The 14,072-nt window shown below is 71.8% G+C and carries 12 protein-coding genes; 11 read left to right on the top strand and 1 reads right to left on the bottom strand.

What is annotated here, in order from left to right; genetic code table 11:
* Positions 1-266 precede the first annotated feature (266 nt).
* Positions 267-1,292: a DMT family transporter gene (locus tag ACGF07_RS14255; protein WP_392898458.1), complete on the top strand. Its 1,026-nt coding sequence runs from the start codon at positions 267-269 to the stop codon at positions 1,290-1,292.
* A gap of 13 nt (positions 1,293-1,305) precedes the next feature.
* Here the strand turns inward: ACGF07_RS14255 and ACGF07_RS14250 are convergent, their stop codons facing one another.
* Positions 1,306-1,932: a hypothetical protein gene (locus ACGF07_RS14250; protein ID WP_392898455.1), complete on the bottom strand. Its 627-nt coding sequence runs from the start codon at positions 1,930-1,932 to the stop codon at positions 1,306-1,308.
* Between the two features lie 202 nt (positions 1,933-2,134).
* Between ACGF07_RS14250 and ACGF07_RS14245 the strand changes: the two genes are divergently transcribed.
* The 10 genes from ACGF07_RS14245 to nuoH all read left to right on the top strand — a co-directional run bounded on the left by ACGF07_RS14245 (position 2,135) and on the right by nuoH (position 14,072).
* Positions 2,135-3,259, top strand: coding sequence for a sensor histidine kinase (locus ACGF07_RS14245; RefSeq protein WP_392898453.1), 1,125 nt, complete (start codon positions 2,135-2,137; stop codon positions 3,257-3,259).
* Positions 3,256-3,987 carry a response regulator gene (locus ACGF07_RS14240; RefSeq protein ID WP_392898450.1) on the top strand — a complete coding sequence of 244 codons (732 nt, stop codon included), beginning with the start codon at positions 3,256-3,258 and terminating at the stop codon, positions 3,985-3,987. Before ACGF07_RS14245 ends, ACGF07_RS14240 begins: the two co-directional genes overlap by 4 nt.
* Before the next feature lie 861 nt (positions 3,988-4,848).
* Positions 4,849-5,208: an NADH-quinone oxidoreductase subunit A gene (locus ACGF07_RS14235; RefSeq protein ID WP_030060100.1), complete on the top strand. Its 360-nt coding sequence runs from the start codon at positions 4,849-4,851 to the stop codon at positions 5,206-5,208.
* A gap of 134 nt (positions 5,209-5,342) precedes the next feature.
* Complete coding sequence (locus ACGF07_RS14230) at positions 5,343-5,897, top strand: NADH-quinone oxidoreductase subunit B family protein (RefSeq protein ID WP_350740236.1); 555 nt, start codon at positions 5,343-5,345, stop codon at positions 5,895-5,897.
* Positions 5,894-6,757 (top strand): NADH-quinone oxidoreductase subunit C, encoded by an 864-nt coding sequence (locus tag ACGF07_RS14225; RefSeq protein ID WP_392898448.1) that lies wholly within the window; start codon positions 5,894-5,896, stop codon positions 6,755-6,757. The genes ACGF07_RS14230 and ACGF07_RS14225 overlap by 4 nt, the downstream gene beginning before the upstream one ends.
* Positions 6,757-8,109, top strand: coding sequence for an NADH-quinone oxidoreductase subunit D (locus tag ACGF07_RS14220; RefSeq protein WP_350740230.1), 1,353 nt, complete (start codon positions 6,757-6,759; stop codon positions 8,107-8,109). Before ACGF07_RS14225 ends, ACGF07_RS14220 begins: the two co-directional genes overlap by 1 nt.
* Positions 8,106-8,861, top strand: a complete 756-nt coding sequence (nuoE, locus tag ACGF07_RS14215) for an NADH-quinone oxidoreductase subunit NuoE (RefSeq protein WP_350740227.1) — start codon at positions 8,106-8,108, stop codon at positions 8,859-8,861. Before ACGF07_RS14220 ends, nuoE begins: the two co-directional genes overlap by 4 nt.
* Positions 8,861-10,222, top strand: coding sequence for an NADH-quinone oxidoreductase subunit NuoF (gene nuoF, locus ACGF07_RS14210; protein WP_350740224.1), 1,362 nt, complete (start codon positions 8,861-8,863; stop codon positions 10,220-10,222). Before nuoE ends, nuoF begins: the two co-directional genes overlap by 1 nt.
* The gene (locus ACGF07_RS14205) at positions 10,219-12,732 is read left to right on the top strand and encodes an NADH-quinone oxidoreductase subunit G (protein WP_350740221.1); all 2,514 of its coding nucleotides are present in this window, start codon (positions 10,219-10,221) and stop codon (positions 12,730-12,732) included. The genes nuoF and ACGF07_RS14205 overlap by 4 nt, the downstream gene beginning before the upstream one ends.
* Positions 12,729-14,072 carry an NADH-quinone oxidoreductase subunit NuoH gene (gene nuoH, locus ACGF07_RS14200; RefSeq protein ID WP_350740219.1) on the top strand — a complete coding sequence of 448 codons (1,344 nt, stop codon included), beginning with the start codon at positions 12,729-12,731 and terminating at the stop codon, positions 14,070-14,072. The genes ACGF07_RS14205 and nuoH overlap by 4 nt, the downstream gene beginning before the upstream one ends.

Genomic DNA, 14,072 nt, shown 5'->3' with positions numbered 1-14,072 from the left:
GCGGACCGGGAGGGTGGGCCGAACAGATCTGGGCAGGCCGGCCGGGCAGTTCGGGCCTGGTGGACCGAGTGGACCATCCAGTGTCCGGAACGCCGTTGATCACGGGGTGTCCGGTGCGCGATGATGGCGCGCCTTCGCTCCACGCCGCACCCTCGCTCCACGCCGTACCCCATGCGCCGCCGGGCTTTCCGCCCGGCTCCTGGGTCCGTCCGACGCCGTACGGTACTCGCGCCCGCCGGTTCCGTTCGCTCGGAGGGATCCTCGCCATGCCTGCCTCCCTGTCCAAGAGATCGACCTCCTCGGTCCTTCGTGATCTTCCGGTGCTGCTCGTGGCGGTGGTGTGGGGGTCGAGCTTCCTCGCCGTCCAGCGGGTGGCCGGCCCGGGAACCGTCGTGGCGATGCTCGTGCTGCGGTTCGGGCTGGTGTTGCCGCTGCTAGGGGCAGCCGCCTGGCGGGCGCTGCGACGGCTGAGCCGGGCGGAATGGCTCGGGGGCGCCGCATTGGGGCTGGTGCTCAGCGGGATCTTCTTGCTGGAGACCTACGGCGCCGTGCACACCTCCGCGACCAACGCTGGGCTGATCATCAGCCTCGCGATGGTGCTCACCCCGCTCGGGGAGAGTGCCCTCGGTCGGACCGCGCCACCGCGGGCCTTCCTGGCAGCCGCCGGAGTGGCAGTCCTCGGCGTGGCCCTGCTCACCGGGGACGGCGGGCTGCGCGCTCCCTCGCTCGGCGACGTGCTGGTGCTGGGGGCGGCCCTCGTGCGTTCCGCGTACGTCCTCGCCATGGGCCGCTGCCGGGCACTGCGGAACTCCGACATGCTCGCGGTGACTTGGATCCAACTCGCCGTGGCCACCGGTGTGTTCGCCGTTGTCGCGCTGTCCGTGGGGCCGGCGCCATGGACCCTCGCGGGCTCGTACGGGGTCGGCCAGTGGGCCTGGTTGCTCCACCTGTCCTTGTTCTGCACGCTGTTCGCCTTCTTCGTCCAGATGTGGGCCGTCAGGGCCACCTCGCCCTCTCGGGTGAGCTTGCTGCTCGGCACCGAACCACTGTGGGCCGCCGTCTTCGGGATCACCGTGGCCGGGAACCGGATGGGCCCACTCGCCCTGCTCGGCGGGGCCTTGGTGCTCGTCGCGACCGAGTGGGGCCGTCGTGCCGCCCCGATGTCTCGCCCGGCCGGGGGCGGGGACGGGGCGGGGGCCGGTCCAGCGGCCGAGACAGGGGCCGTTGCGGTCCTGGGCGCCGGTGCGGGTTCCGGGCTCGGCGAGCCGCGGCGGGAGTCGGCTCCGGTGTGACCCGTCGTCGTGGTCACCGGCGCCGCCGCAGGGTGCGACGGGCGTAGTCGACGGTGACCGCGCCGAGCAGCGGACCCCAGGCGACAAGTGGCGCATAGGCGATGGTCATCACCACCCCGGCGAGACCGTGCGGCGAATCGGGCTCCGCCAAGTTGTCGGCCCAGCGCCCGGACAGCCCCTTCATGCCGAGGTAGGTGAGTATCGCCGAGCCCAGCAGCGCCGGGATGATCGCCGCGAGCGGCCGAACCCGGCGGCCGCCGATCAGCGGGATCCACCGGGGCGCCACCTGCCCCCAGGGCCGGACCAGGCCGAGGGTCAGGAACGCCAGGGACTCGGCCAGGGCGCTCAGTGCCACGCAGTAGACGGTGCCCCACCCGGGCTGGTGCTCGCCGTACGCCGCGGCCGTCGCGCCGCTGAAGCCGACCGGGACGCCGAAGCCGAACGCGATCCGCCACAGCCCGGAGGGGATGGTGGTGAGGACGGCGGCCTTGGCGGCGAACCGGGCCCAGCGCGGGGCGGGCGGGACGTTCGCGGGAGCAAGGGCTGCCGGGTGCGCAGAGCCTGCCGGGGCGACGGGGCCGGTGGCGGCCGAGCCGCTCCGGTGCCCCGCGCTGCGGGCGTTGATCATCAGCTTTGACATGGTGGGTGCTCCCTCGGGACCAGACCGACCCCTCGGCCGGTGCGATGGCTCAAGACTGGATGTTCACCGGGGAGCCGCGGCAGTGCCGATCGGGCTGTTAGCCCTGCTCAATCAGCCTGTGGAATATGCCGATCGACACAGGCGCAGCACCCGAACCGCGACGTAATGTGACGTCAGTCGATGAGAGACGAAGGTGGTGACGATGACTCAGCTGCTGTGGCTGGTGGTGCCGGCTCTGTTGCTGCCGGCTTGGGCGGTCCGCGCGCGCTACGGCTTGGCCGCAGTGACGACCGTTCTCGGGGCGGTATCGGTGGCGGTCTCGGTCACCGTCTGGTGCGCCGGGCGCTGGACGGAGGAGAACCGTCTGTCCGGAGCGGTCGGGCTGGTCGAGGTGGCCGCCCTGCTTCTGGCGGTTCTCCTGACCCTGCGCGCCGAGGAAGGCCCCAGGTGCGCGGTGGCGACGTGGACCGCGAGTGGAGCGGTCGCCCTCTGGCCGTCTCGCTTCACGGTTGTCGAGGGGCCGGCCGACGCGTTCATGCTCTTCGGCTTCGGGTCGATGTTGTGCCTGCCGACCGTGCTGATCGGGCTCTACCTCCGGGGCCTGGACGACGGCAGGGCCAGGGCGGTGGCCGAGGCCCGTCGGGCCCAGCGGCTCGAACTGGCACACGACCTGCACGACTTCGTGGCGCACGACGTCAGCGGCATGGTCGCCCAGGCCCAGGCGGGGGCCTACCTGGCCTCCCTCGACCCGGCTCGGGCGGTCGAGATGTTCGAGCGGATAGAGCAGGCCGGGCAGCGGGCGCTGGCCTCCTTGGACCGCACCGTTCAGCTGCTGCGCAGCGAGGAGGCAGGTGGCCGGAGTCCTCAGCACGGCCTGGCAGAACTCGTGGAGGTGGCCGAGCGGTTCACCGCTGCGGGCGGCGCCGAGGTGCGGGTTAAGCTCCCCGAAGGGCCGGTGCCCCGCGAGGTGGAGGGCACGCTCCATCGGATCGTGGTCGAGTCCCTGACCAATGTCCGGCGGCACGCGCCCACCGCGCGGACGGTCGAGGTGCGGGTCCGCCGAAGCGGGGGGCGGTTGGAGTTGACCGTGACCAATGACGGCGGCGCCCCGGCCTCGGGAGGGCGCCCACGTCGGGGCGGGGGGAGCGGGCTCTCCGGGCTGGCAGCCCGGGCGGAAGCTCTGGGTGGCTCGTTGGAGGCTGGTCCGTACGAGCGGGAGGGCTGGCGGGTCACGGCGGCGTTGCCGTTGAACGCGGCCGCGGGCGCGCCGGGTCGATCGCAGGAGCCGCTGTCGGTCGGCGCAACGGCAGGGGAGGGGCAGAAATGAACAGCAGCACGGGACCGGTCCGAGTCCTGATCGCGGACGACCAGGCGGACGTGCGCAGTGCGTTCCGGATGATCCTGGACACCCAGCCGGACATCACGGTGGTGGCCGAGGCAGCGGACGGCAGCGCGGCGGTGGCCGAGGCGAAGCGGCTGCGACCGGACGTGGTGCTCGCCGACATCCGGATGCCGAAGCTCGACGGCCTGGAGGTCACCCGGCAACTGGCCGAGCAGCACAAGGTCATCGTGGTGACCACGTTCGACCTGGATGAGTACGTGCACGCTGCGCTGCGCTACGGAGCGGCGGGGTTCCTGCTGAAGCGCTCGGGGCCCGTGCTGCTGATCGAGGCGATCCGAGCCGCGATGGCCGGGGACGCGTTGATCAGCCCGCAGGTCACCGTGCGGCTGCTGCGGCACATGGCGCTTCCGGGAGCGGAACAGGCGGCGGAGCGAGTGCCGGGGTCGGGCTCCGGGATGGGCTCGGGGATGGGCTCCGGGTCGGGTGCGAAGGGCCCGCTGATAGCCGGGCCGGTGGAGGAACTGACGGCAAGGGAACGGGAGATCGCCGAGCAGGTGGCGGACGGCGCGACCAACGCCGAGATCGGCGCCGGGCTGTTCATCTCACCGGGGACGGTGAAGAACCACCTCGCCAGCATCCAGCGCAAGCTCGGCGCCCGTAACCGGGTGGGCATCGCGGCCTGGGTGTGGGAGCAGGCCGCCGGAAACCGGTAGTCACGGAAGGCCTCGATCGACGGGTGAAACCGCTCGACGGCGTCCCTCGGCAGCCGCACCGACGGCCCGCCTCCGACGGCCCGCCGCCGACGGCCCGCCGCCGACGGCCCGCCTCCGGTGGACACCCCCGTCGGCGGCGAAACGGCTGGGCGACGGCGCGGAGGGCCGAGCTGCTGGTGCTGGCAGAACCGCAGGCGACGGCGCGAGGCGGCCACGAGCGGCGGCGAAGAGGCCGAGTCGGCGGAGCGGGCGGCAGGAAGGGACCCCCCTCGGCTGCCCAGGCCAGCCCGCCTCCACCGCTGCCCGCCTCCGCCGTCGCCCGCCCCCTACGACCGCACTCCTCAGGCCGGCCCACCCTTCACACCCGGCCCGCCCCGCCGGCGCCCGCCCTCACGCCTAACCCCACCCCCATCCCCACCCCCACCCCCCGTCCCCACTCCTTGTGAACGAAGGGTCAAGCACACGTTCCGCCCCCCGCCACCCCTGCGGGTGAGCCACTATAACACGTCAACATGACGCCCGGAAATTTGCCTTCCCCCGCCTCTAGTTGATATAGCAACCCGCCACTGACCAGCCACTTCAAAGTGAGTTGGGACTGGTTGTGACCATTTGACTCCTTTGCGTTGACAACTCTGGGCATGTCCACATTCGCCACGAATAGCAGAGTGTCGTAGATCACAAAGATCCCGTTGAACTGCGTGTCGCAGATCACAAGCCGACGGGCATAGGATGCGCTCACTCCAGGGTTTGTGAACTGCCTCACATGAGGCGGATCCCGGGAACTGGGGCGCGGGTTCACCTGAGCGTGACCCGCCGGTTCCGATCTGCAGTCAAGGACGACTGGACGGAGGGAGCGGGGCAATGAATGCCTACGCGCCGATCCTCGTACTCGGTGCCATCGCGGCGGCGTTCGCGGTCGGCTCCGTCGTGATGGCCTCTCTCACCGGCCCCAAGCGCTACAACCGGGCCAAGCTGGAGGCGTACGAGTGCGGCATCGAGCCGACCCCGCAGCCCGTGGGCGGCGGTCGGTTCCCGATCAAGTACTACCTGACGGCGATGCTCTTCATCGTCTTCGACATCGAGATCGTCTTCCTCTACCCCTGGGCGGTGACCTTCGACGCCCTGGGGATCTTCGGGTTGGTCGAGATGCTCCTGTTCATCGCCACCGTCTTCGTCGCGTACGCCTACGTCTGGCGCCGCGGCGGCCTGGAGTGGGACTGAGCGCGGGCTGGTCGTTCCACCCGTCGACCCGTCGACCCGGTGATCCGGCGACCGCGCGCAACCGCTTGTGAACGGGCGGACAAGCCGGAACCGGCCGACGTACCAGAGCACTTGAGGGCATTGAGAGGGATCTGATGGGAATCGAGGAGAAGCTGCCGAGCGGCTTTCTGCTCACGACCGTGGAGACGGCCGCCGGCTGGGTGCGCAAGTCGTCACTCTTCCCGGCCACCTTCGGTCTGGCCTGCTGCGCGATCGAGATGATGACCACCGGAGCCAGCCGCTACGACCTGGCCCGGTTCGGCATGGAGGTCTTCCGGGGCTCCCCCCGGCAGGCCGATCTGATGATCGTCGCGGGTCGGGTGAGCCAGAAGATGGCCCCGGTGCTGCGCCAGGTGTACGACCAGATGGCCAACCCCAAGTGGGTCATCTCGATGGGCGTCTGCGCCTCCTCCGGCGGGATGTTCAACAACTACGCGATCGTCCAGGGCGTCGACCACATCGTCCCGGTGGACATCTACCTGCCCGGCTGCCCGCCCCGCCCGGAGATGCTGATGGACGCCATCCTGAAGCTGCACGACAAGATCCGGCACGAGCCGCTGGGCGTGAACAGGCGGCGTGCCGAGGAACTCGGCGAGGCCCTCGCGCTGAAGGCCACCCCGATCAGCGAGATGCGGGGGCAGCTGCGATGAACGACCAGGCACCCGAGACCCGCCCCGAGCAGCCGGCCCCTGAGCAGCCGGCCGCCGCCCCGCCGGCCGCGGCCCAGCCGGCCCCCGCCCCGCCGGCCGCGGCCCAGCCGACCCCCGCCCAGCCGGCCGCGGCCCAGCCGGCCCCCGAGCAGTCAGCCGCCGCCCAGCCGATCCCGGAGCAGCCGGTCCGTGAGATCCCGGTCGAGGTGGTCGGCCGCCGCCAGGGCATGTTCGGCAGCCACGACAGCGGCGACACCTCCGGCTTCGGCGGCCTGACCGCCCCGATCGCCCTGCCCGGCCCCAGCGAACGCCCGTACGGCGGTTGGTTCGACGAGGTCGCCGACGAGCTGGAGGGCGCCCTGGAGGAACAGGGCCTCGACCCGGCCGAGGTGATCGAGAAGACCGTGGTCGACCGCGGCGAACTCACCTTCCACATCGACCGCGACCACCTGCTGAGGACCGTCCGCACCCTGCGCGACGACCCGGCGCTGCGCTTCGAACTGTGCCTCGGTGTCAGCGGGGTGCACTACCCGGGCGACAAGGGCCGCGAGCTGCACGCGGTCTACCACCTGCGCTCGATCACCCACGGCCGGCTGATCCGGCTGGAGGTCACCGCCCCGGACGCGGACCCGCGGATCCCCTCCGTGGTGAGCGTCTACCCCACCAACGACTGGCACGAGCGGGAGACCTACGACTTCTTCGGCCTGGTCTTCGAGGGGCACCCGGCGCTCACCCGGATCATGATGCCCGACGACTGGCTGGGCCACCCGCAGCGCAAGGACTACCCGCTCGGCGGCATCCCCGTCGAGTACAAGGGCGCCCAGATCCCGGCGCCCGACCAGCGGAGGTCGTACAGCTGATGAGCACCCGGCACTACGAACAGACTCCCGGCGAGACCGAGGAGGCACAGGCCCGCGAGACCACCGAAGGCCGGGTCTTCACCGTCACCGGCGGCGACTGGGGCGAGGTGGTCGAAGCGGTCGGCCGGGCCGACGACGAACGCATCATCGTCAACATGGGCCCCCAGCACCCGTCCACCCACGGCGTGCTCCGGCTGATCCTGGAGATCGACGGCGAGACGGTGAAGGAGGCCCGCTGCGGCATCGGCTACCTCCACACCGGCATCGAGAAGAACATGGAGTTCCGCAGCTGGGTCCAGGGCACCACCTTCGTGACCCGCATGGACTACCTGACCCCGCTGTTCAACGAGACCGCCTACTGCCTGGCCGTCGAGAAGCTGCTCGGCATCACCGGCGACATCCCGGAGCGGGCCAACGTCATCCGCGTGATGATGATGGAGCTGAACCGGATCTCCTCGCACCTGGTCTGCCTGGCCACCGGCGGCATGGAGATCGGCTCCACCACCCTGATGACCTACGGCTTCCGGGACCGCGAGCTGTTCCTGGACGTCTTCGAGCTGGTCACCGGCCTGCGCATGAACCACGCGTACGTGCGCCCCGGCGGCCTCGCCCAGGACCTGCCGCCCGGCGCCGTCGACCAGATCCGCGAGGCGGTCAAGGTCTTCCGCTCCCGGATGCACGAGTACGACAAGCTCGCCACCGACAACCCGGTGTTCAAGGCCCGGCTGGTCGACGTCGGCCACCTGGACCTGGCCGGCTGCCTGGCCCTCGGCGCCACCGGCCCGGTCCTGCGCGCCACCGGCCTGCCGCACGACCTGCGCAAGACCGACCCGTACTGCGGCTACCAGGACTACGAGTTCGAGGTGGCCACCGCGGACAGCGCCGACTCCTACGGCCGCTTCCTGATCCGCCTGGCGGAGATGAGGCAGTCGCTGCGGATCGTCGAGCAGTGCCTGGACCGGCTGCGCCCGGGCCCGGTCATGGTGGGCGACAAGAAGATCGCCTGGCCCGCCCAACTGGCCGTCGGCCCCGACGGAATGGGCAACTCGCTCGACCACATCCGCAAGATCATGGGCACCTCGATGGAGGCCCTGATCCACCACTTCAAGCTGGTCACCGAGGGCTTCCGGGTCCCGGTCGGCCAGGCGTACGCGGCGGTCGAGTCGTCCAAGGGCGAGCTGGGCGTGCACGTGGTCAGCGACGGCGGGACGCGCCCGTACCGGGTCCACTTCCGGGATCCGTCGTTCACCAATCTGCAGACGATGGCGGCGATGTGCGAGGGCGGCCAGGTGGCCGACGTGATCGTCGCGGTGGCCGGGATCGACCCGGTGATGGGAGGCGTGGACCGGTGACCAACGTCGAACTCGGACTGCCGGCGCTGCCGGCCCCGCCGTACCCGGAGGAGGTGCGGGCCCGGCTGGCGGCCGACGCCGCCGAGCTGATCGGCCGCTACCCGCAGTCCCGCTCGGCACTGCTGCCGCTGCTGCACCTGGTGCAGGCCGAGGAGGGCTTCGTCAGCCCGACCGGGATCCGGTTCTGCGCCGAGCAGTTGGACCTCACCACCGCGGAGGTCACCGCCGTCGCCACCTTCTACACCATGTACCGGCGGCGCCCGGCCGGGAAGTACCACGTCGGGGTCTGCACCAACACCCTGTGCGCGGTGCTCGGCGGCGACCAGATCTTCGCGGAGCTCCAGGAGCACCTGGGGATCGGGAACAACGAGACCACGGAGGACGGCTCCGTCTCGATCGAACACATCGAGTGCAACGCCGCCTGCGACTACGCCCCCGTGGTGATGGTCAACTGGGAGTTCTTCGACGACCAGACGCCGGCCAGCGCCAAGAAGCTGGTCGACGACCTGCGGGCCGGCCGCGAGGTGCGGCCCACCCGGGGCGCCCGGCTGTGCGGTTTCAAGGAGACCGCCCGGATCCTGGCCGGCTTCCCCGACGAGCGCCCCGGCGCCAACGACGAGTCCGGCGCCGGGGGTGCCCCCTCGCTGGCCGGCCTGCGGCTCTCCCGGGGCGAGGCGCTGCCCGGCACCGGCGGCACCAAGGTCGTCTCCCCGCGCCACGAGGAGCCCGGACAGGAAGGGACCGAAGCGTGATGACCTCCGCAGAGCCGGCCGAGAAGCTGCTCACCCCCGTCCTGTCCGCCTCCTGGGACGACAGCCGCCCCTGGACGCTCGCCACCTACCGGCGCCACCAGGGCTACGAGGGTCTCAAGGCCGCCCTGGCCATGCCCCCGGACGACGTGATCGCCCTGGTGAAGGACGCCGGGCTGCGCGGCCGTGGCGGCGCCGGCTTCCCCACCGGGATGAAGTGGCAGTTCATCCCGCAGAACGACGGCAAGCCGCACTACCTGGTGGTGAACGCGGACGAGTCGGAGCCGGGCACCTGCAAGGACATCCCGCTGCTGTTCGCGAACCCGCACGCGCTGATCGAGGGCATGATCATCGCCTCCTACGCGATCCGCTGCGACCACGCCTTCGTCTACCTGCGCGGTGAGGTCGTCCCGGTGCTGCGCCGGCTGCACGCGGCCGTCGCCGAGGCGTACGAGGCCGGACTGCTGGGCCGGAACATCCTCGGCTCCGGCGTGGACCTCGACATCACCGTGCACGCCGGCGCCGGCGCGTACATCTGCGGCGAGGAGACGGCGCTGCTGGACTCGCTGGAGGGTCGGCGCGGCCAGCCCAGGCTGCGGCCGCCGTTCCCGGCGATCGCCGGCCTGTACGCCTGCCCGACGGTGGTCAACAACGTCGAGTCGATCGCCTCGGTGCCGCCGATCCTGGCCCGGGGCAAGGAGTGGTTCAGGAGCCTGGGCACCGAGAAGTCCCCCGGCTTCACGCTCTACTCGCTCTCCGGCCACGTCACCAACCCCGGCCAGTACGAGGCCCCGCTCGGGGTCACCCTGCGCCAACTGCTGGACCTCAGCGGCGGCATCCGCTCCGGTCACCGGCTGAAGTTCTGGACGCCGGGCGGTTCCTCCACCCCGATGTTCACCGACGAGCACCTCGACGTCCCGCTGGACTACGAGGGCGTCGGCGCGGCCGGCTCGATGCTCGGCACCAAGGCGCTGCAGGTCTTCGACGAGACCACCTGCGTGGTGCGGGCGGTCACCCGCTGGACGGAGTTCTACGCCCACGAGTCCTGCGGCAAGTGCACCCCCTGCCGCGAGGGCACCTACTGGCTGGTCCAGTTGCTCAAGCGGATCGAGGCGGGCGAGGGCGTCGACGGGGACCTGGAGAAGCTCCTCGACATCGCCGACAACATCAACGGCAAGTCCTTCTGCGCGCTGGGCGACGGCGCGGCAAGCCCGATCGTCTCCTCGCTCCAGCACTTCCGCGCCGAGTACGAGCAGCACCTGGCCGAGCGCCGCTGCCCGTTCGACCCGGCCGCCTCCACCGTCTGGGCCGACGGCCCCCGCCCCGGCCACCAGTCCGCCACCGAGAGGGAGGTGCACGCGTGACGATCACAGAGCCAACCGCCTCCACGGGACAGAAGCCCGCGGTCGAACTGGTCACGCTCACCATCGACGGCGTCGAAGTGCAGGTGCCCAAGGGCACCCTCGTGATCCGGGCCGCCGAGACGATCGGCACCCAGATCCCGCGCTTCTGCGACCATCCGCTGCTGGACCCGGCCGGCGCCTGCCGGCAGTGCATCGTCGAGATCGAGGGCCAGCGCAAACCCGTCGCCTCCTGCACCATCCCGGTCGCCGAGGGCATGGTGGTGCGCACCCAGCTCAGCTCGCCGGTGGCCGAGAAGGCCCAGCGCGGCGTGATGGAGCTGCTGTTGATCAACCACCCGCTGGACTGCCCGGTCTGCGACAAGGGCGGCGAGTGCCCGCTGCAGAACCAGGCGATGTCCACCGGCGACGCGGACTCCCGCTTCGAGGGCATGAAGCGCACCTACGAGAAGCCGGTGCCGATCAGCAGCCAGGTGCTGCTGGACCGGGAACGCTGCGTGCTGTGCGCCCGCTGCACCCGCTTCTCCCAGCAGATCGCCGGGGACCCGTTCATCGACCTGGTGGAGCGCGGCGCGCTGCAGCAGGTCGGTACCGGGGAGGGGGACGACTTCGAGTCGTACTTCTCCGGGAACACCATCCAGATCTGCCCGGTGGGCGCGCTGACCTCGGCGGCTTATCGTTTCCGCTCGCGCCCCTTCGACCTGGTCTCCTCGCCGAGCGTGTGCGAGCACTGCTCGTCGGGCTGCGCCCAGCGCACCGACCACCGGCGCGGCAAGGTGCTCCGCCGGCTGGCCGGGAACGACCCGGCGGTCAACGAGGAGTGGAACTGCGACAAGGGGCGGTTCGCCTTCCGCTACGCCCAGCAGCGGGACCGGCTGACCACCCCGCTGGTGCGGGTGGACGGCGAACTGGTGCCCGCCTCCTGGCCGGAGGCGCTGGCCCGGGCGGCCGAAGGGCTGCGCGGGGCCCGCACCGGGGTGCTGGCCGGCGGCCGGGTGACGGTCGAGGACGCGTACGCCTACGCCAAGTTCGCCCGGGTGGTGCTGGGCACCAACGACGTGGACTTCCGGGCCCGTCCGCACAGCGGCGAGGAGGCGGACTTCCTGGCCGCCGCGGTCGCCGGGCGGGGGGTGGACCTGTCCGGCGACGGCGTCACGTACGAGCGGCTGGAGCAGGCCCCGGCCGTGCTGCTGGTGGGCCTCGAACCGGAGGAGGAGTCGCCGATCGTCTTCCTGCGGCTGCGCAAGGCCGCACGCGCCCGCGGACCGAAGGTGTACTCGGTGGCGGCCTTCGCCTCCCGGGGCCTGGCCAAGCTGCGCGGCGTGCTGCTGCCGGCCGCTCCCGGCACCGAGCCGGAGTGGCTCGCGGCGCTCGCGGCGGACGAGCCGCTGGACGACGAGGCCGGGCAGGCGGCCGAACTGCTGCGCCGCCCCGGCGCGGTGGTCCTCGCGGGCGAGCGGCTGGCCGCCGTGCCGGGCGCGCTGACGGCGCTGCTGCGGCTGGCGCACGCGACCGGGGCCGAACTGGCCTGGGTGCCGCGCCGGGCCGGTGAGCGCGGTGCGGTGGAGGCCGGCGCACTGCCGGGCCTGCTGCCCGGCGGCCGTCCGGTGGCCGCGCCGGCGGCCCGGGCGGAGGCGGCCGCGGTCTGGGGGGTGGCGGAGCTGCCCTCCCGGCCCGGCCGGGACACCGGGCAGATCCTGACCGCGGCCGCCCAGGGCGACCTGGACGCGCTGCTGGTCGGCGGGGTGGACCCGGACGACCTGCCGGACCCGGCGCTGGCCGACGAGGCGCTCGCGGCGGTGCCGTTCGTCGTGTCGCTGGAGCTGCGGCCGTCCGCGGTGACGGCCCGGGCCGACGTGGTGCTGCCGGTGGCGGCCGTGGCGGAGAAGGCGGGCACCTTCCTGGACTGGGAGGGCCGGGTGCGGATGTTCGAGGCCGCGCTCAAGCCCGACCAGCAGATGGGCCGTCACCTCCAGTCCGACCTGCGCGTGCTGACCATGCTGGCGGACGCGCTGGGCCACCGGTTGGGGCTGCCGGACGTCCGGGCGGCCCGGCTGGAGCTCGACCGCTTCGGGCCCTGGCGGGGTGACCGCGCGGCCGACCCGGCGGCGCACCCGGGCGTGCTGCCGCGCCCGGCGACCGGCCAGGCGGTGCTGGCGGGTTGGCGCCAGCTGCTGGACAACGGGGTGCTGCAGGAGGGCGATCCGCACCTGGCGGGCACCCGGCACCGGGCGGTGGCCCGGATCTCGACGGCCACCGCGAAGGAGATCGAGGCCGAGACGGCGGCCGCGCTGCGGGTGACCGGCCCGGCCGGCTCGGTGATCCTGCCGCTGGAGGTCACCGACTCGCTCCCGGACCGCACGGTCTGGATCCCGCTCAACTCCACCCCGGGCGGAGCCCACCGCACGCTCGGCACCACCGTCGGCCACCTGGTCACGATCGCCGCGGCCGCGTCCGAGCCGGCCGCCGTCGAGGATGCGGGCCGGGCCGGCCGGGAAGGGGAGGTCCGATGACTCCGCAGCCGTACGAGACGCTCCACTTCTTCGGGCAGGACCCGTGGTGGCTGGTGCTGCTGAAGGCGGTGTTCTGCTTCGCGTTCCTGGTCGTGACGGTGCTGATCACGATCGTCTGGGAGCGCAAGGTGGTGGCCTGGATGCAGTTGCGCATCGGGCCGAACCGGCACGGTCCGTGGGGCCTGCTGCAGTCGCTGGCGGACGGCGTGAAGCTGGCGCTGAAGGAAGACCTGGTGGTCAAGGGCTCGGACAAGGTGGTCTACATCCTGGCCCCGATCGTCTGCGCCATCCCCGCGTTCATGGCCTTCGCGGTGATCCCGTTCGGCCCGGCCGGCAACGAGGTGTCGGTCTTCGGCACCCGCACGCCGCTGCAGCTGACCGACTTCCCGGTGGCGCTGCTGTACATCCTGGCGACGGCCTCGGTCGGCATCTACGGGATCGTGCTGGCCGGCTGGTCGTCCGGCTCGACGTACCCGCTGCTCGGCGGGCTGCGCTCGTCCGCGCAGATGATCAGCTACGAGATCGCGATGGGCCTGTCCTTCGCGGCGGTGTTCATCTACTCGGGTTCGATGTCGACATCCGAGATCGTGGCGCACCAGCAGTCGACCTGGTTCGCGGCGCTGCTGCCGGTCTCGTTCATCGTCTACGTGATCGCGATGGTCGGTGAGACCAACCGGGCGCCGTTCGACCTGCCGGAGGCCGAGGGCGAGCTGGTCGGCGGCTTCAACACCGAGTACTCCTCGCTGAAGTTCGCGATGTTCATGCTGGCCGAGTACATCAACATGGTGACCGTCTCGGCGGTGGCCTCGACCCTGTTCCTGGGCGGCTGGCGGGCCCCCTGGCCGGTGTCGACGTTCTGGGAGGGCGCCAACCACGGCTGGTGGCCGATGCTGTGGATCACGTTGAAGATCCAGCTGCTGGTGTTCTTCTTCATCTGGCTGCGCGGCACGCTGCCCCGGTTCCGCTACGACCAGTTCATGAAGCTGGGCTGGAAGGTGCTGATCCCGGTCTCACTGGTCTGGCTGGTGCTGATCGCGAGCGTGCGGGCGCTGCGCAACGAGGGCTACGGCTTCGGCCAGGTGGTGCTCTACGTGGGCGCGCCGGTCGGCGCGATCCTGCTGCTGGCGCTGGCGCGGGACTTCCTGAGGAAGCCGCCGCAGGGCGCCGGGACGTCCGAGGAGACGGCCGCGCCGAAGGGCGGGTTCGATCCGATGGCGGGCGGGTACCCGGTGCCGCCGCTGCCCGGCCAGGAGCTCCCGCCGGTGCCGCGCAGGCCCAGGCGCACCCCGAAGCAACTGCAGGACGCCCTCAACGGGGCCGACCATTCCGAAGGGAGCTGA

Source organism: Kitasatospora sp. NPDC048194 (genome assembly GCF_043202455.1).
In the GTDB taxonomy this organism is placed as follows: Bacteria; Actinomycetota; Actinomycetes; order Streptomycetales; family Streptomycetaceae; genus Kitasatospora.
Note: the sequence above shows the minus strand (reverse complement) of the source record. Positions and strands in the feature narration are given on the sequence as shown.

Bases quoted from the DNA above. Each gene is read 5' to 3' on its own strand.
- ACGF07_RS14255 (WP_392898458.1), top strand. From the start codon at position 267: ATGCCTGCCTCCCTGTCCAAGAGATCGACCTCCTCGGTCCTTCGTGAT.
- ACGF07_RS14250 (WP_392898455.1), bottom strand. From the start codon at position 1,932: ATGTCAAAGCTGATGATCAACGCCCGCAGCGCGGGGCACCGGAGCGGC.
- ACGF07_RS14245 (WP_392898453.1), top strand. From the start codon at position 2,135: ATGACTCAGCTGCTGTGGCTGGTGGTGCCGGCTCTGTTGCTGCCGGCT.
- ACGF07_RS14240 (WP_392898450.1), top strand. From the start codon at position 3,256: ATGAACAGCAGCACGGGACCGGTCCGAGTCCTGATCGCGGACGACCAG.
- ACGF07_RS14235 (WP_030060100.1), top strand. From the start codon at position 4,849: ATGAATGCCTACGCGCCGATCCTCGTACTCGGTGCCATCGCGGCGGCG.
- ACGF07_RS14230 (WP_350740236.1), top strand. From the start codon at position 5,343: ATGGGAATCGAGGAGAAGCTGCCGAGCGGCTTTCTGCTCACGACCGTG.
- ACGF07_RS14225 (WP_392898448.1), top strand. From the start codon at position 5,894: ATGAACGACCAGGCACCCGAGACCCGCCCCGAGCAGCCGGCCCCTGAG.
- ACGF07_RS14220 (WP_350740230.1), top strand. From the start codon at position 6,757: ATGAGCACCCGGCACTACGAACAGACTCCCGGCGAGACCGAGGAGGCA.
- nuoF (WP_350740224.1), top strand. From the start codon at position 8,861: ATGACCTCCGCAGAGCCGGCCGAGAAGCTGCTCACCCCCGTCCTGTCC.
- nuoH (WP_350740219.1), top strand. From the start codon at position 12,729: ATGACTCCGCAGCCGTACGAGACGCTCCACTTCTTCGGGCAGGACCCG.